The sequence below is a fragment of the Nitratidesulfovibrio oxamicus genome (assembly GCF_015731765.1).
Taxonomy (GTDB): Bacteria; Desulfobacterota; Desulfovibrionia; order Desulfovibrionales; family Desulfovibrionaceae; genus Cupidesulfovibrio; species Cupidesulfovibrio oxamicus.
Window position 1 is genome coordinate 1 of the sequence record NZ_VRYY01000461.1, and the last position, 1,871, is coordinate 1,871.

Annotated in this window: 1 protein-coding gene and 2 pseudogenes; all 3 read right to left on the reverse strand. The window is 72.0% G+C overall.

All coding sequences use genetic code 11. The features are described from left to right. Positions 1–286, reverse strand: a pseudogene (locus tag FVW20_RS13940) (hypothetical protein); the annotation flags it as partial. Further along, on the reverse strand, positions 283–1,362 hold the full coding sequence (locus tag FVW20_RS13945) for a glycosyltransferase family 4 protein (RefSeq protein ID WP_231039118.1): 1,080 nt from the start codon (positions 1,360–1,362) through the stop codon (positions 283–285). The pseudogene FVW20_RS13940 and the gene FVW20_RS13945, both read right to left, overlap by 4 nt. 261 nt (positions 1,363–1,623) lie before the next feature. Further along, positions 1,624–1,871 (reverse strand): annotated as a pseudogene (locus tag FVW20_RS13950) (flagellar export chaperone FliS); the annotation flags it as partial.

The following is a 1,871-nucleotide window of genomic DNA, read 5'->3' on the forward strand; positions in this document are numbered from 1 at the left end:
CGGGCAGGGCGCCGTCGCCAGTGCCCAGCAGCACCAGATGCGGTCGCCCGCTGCGCAGGGCAAGGCGCACCGCCTTGTCCGCCGCCTGCCGGACCGCCTGCTGGTGGGCATCCGCATCGGGCCGGGGCAGGCCGGGAACGTCATCCGCCGGGTTCTCCTGCCCGTCGCCCAGCCGGAACCCCAGTATCGTGGAGGCATACGCGGCCAGCAGGGCGTCCGTGGCGCCGGGGGTGCCTGTAGCGTCGGGACGGGCGGCTTCGCGGGGCGTTTCGGGTGCGATGCTCATGGGGCCTCTTTGCATGCCATCTCCGGCGGGCACACCTCGTCGTACAGCGCTTCCAGGGCGCGAGCCTGCATGTCGGCGTCGAACAGCGCGGCGGCCTTGCGTCGTCCGGCCTCGCCCATGCGCCGGGCCGTCTCCGGGTGGCGCAGCAGGTGCAGCACCGCCCCGGCGTAGTCGTCCGCCGTTTCGGCCACCAGCCCGGTGACGCCGTGCTCCACCAACTCCAGTTGGGCGTTGTCGCGCAGGCCGGGACAGGGGTGGGTGACCACGGGGAGCCCGGCGGCCATGGCCTCCGCGATGGCCAGCCCGAAGCTTTCGCCGGTGTCGTTGGCATGGGCCAGCAGGGAAAGTTCGTTAAAAAATACGGATAGCTCCGTGTCGTCGCGCAGCGGTGGCAGAAAACGCACGTTGTCCGACAGGCCGTGCTCGCGCACGTAGCGTTCCGCGTCCGGGGTGCCGCCGACGACGTCGTAACGGAAGTGGGGCATTTCGCGGCGCAGCACGGGCAGGATGTGCAGGGCCAGCGGCGACCATTTGCCGGGGTCTGGCCGGGACAGGCGGCCCAGCACGGGGCGGGTGTAGTCGCGCTCGGCGGGCGGCGGGGTCAGCCGGGCGAACAGGGCGGTGTCCACCGGGTTGTACAGCACCCGCCAGCGCGGAGGCACGGCGGCGATGCCCTGCACGCGGGCGAAGCGTTCGGCGCAGAAGCGCGAGACGAACAGGGTGACGTCGATGAGTTGGCCCGACGGGGAAGGGTCGTGCCGCCCGAAGACGTTGGTTTCCACAATGGCGGGCAGGCGTCGGGGGGGCGCATCGGCGTTCCCGTCCGGAGAACGCGCGGCGTCGGGCGCCTGGCGGAAGGCCGTGCGCAGGGGGCGCAACAGTTCCGGCTGTGGCCAGCCCGCGCGGTGCACATGCACGATGTGGGGAAGAAGGCGGGCGGCCACGCTGCCCAGGTCGCCGCCGATGAAGGTGGTCACCCCCGCTTCACGCAGGGGGGTGGCGCGGGGGCCGTCGGCAGGGCTCCACACCGCGCGCTGGAAGCGGGACGGGGCCAGCCGGGTCAGCAGCAGTTGCATGACCTTTTCGGTGCCGCCAAGCCCCAGCGAGGAAACGACATGCAGTACCCGGCGCGGCGCACAGGACGCCTGCGGGCCGGAATGGGCCGACGGTGCGGAGCCGGCGGATTCCGAGGGTCGACGGACTCCAGCGTGACCGGTGATTCCGGCGTTACCGAGGATTCCGGCGTTTCCGGGTGCATGGGATGCGGCGGTGACCATGGGCCGTGTTCTAGCCCAGCGGCGTGGGCATGGGAAGGGTGTCTCCCGCCGACGTTCGGCTTAGCCCTGCGCGAACTTGCGGTACAGGTTGGCAGCAGCCATGCGGCTGGGGGCAAAGCCCTTTACCGGCTGGGCCCCTGGTGCGCCGGAGGCCTCGGGCGTTTCGGTTGCGCCAGGTGCGCCGGATGCGTTTTGCGCGTCGGCAATGGCCGAGGCCACCGGTTCGCCGACGGCAGTCGCCGGGGCCGTGGGCGGCATGCCAACCGACGTCGGCACCGTTTGCTGCGCCGTCCCCACGGGGGCGGCTG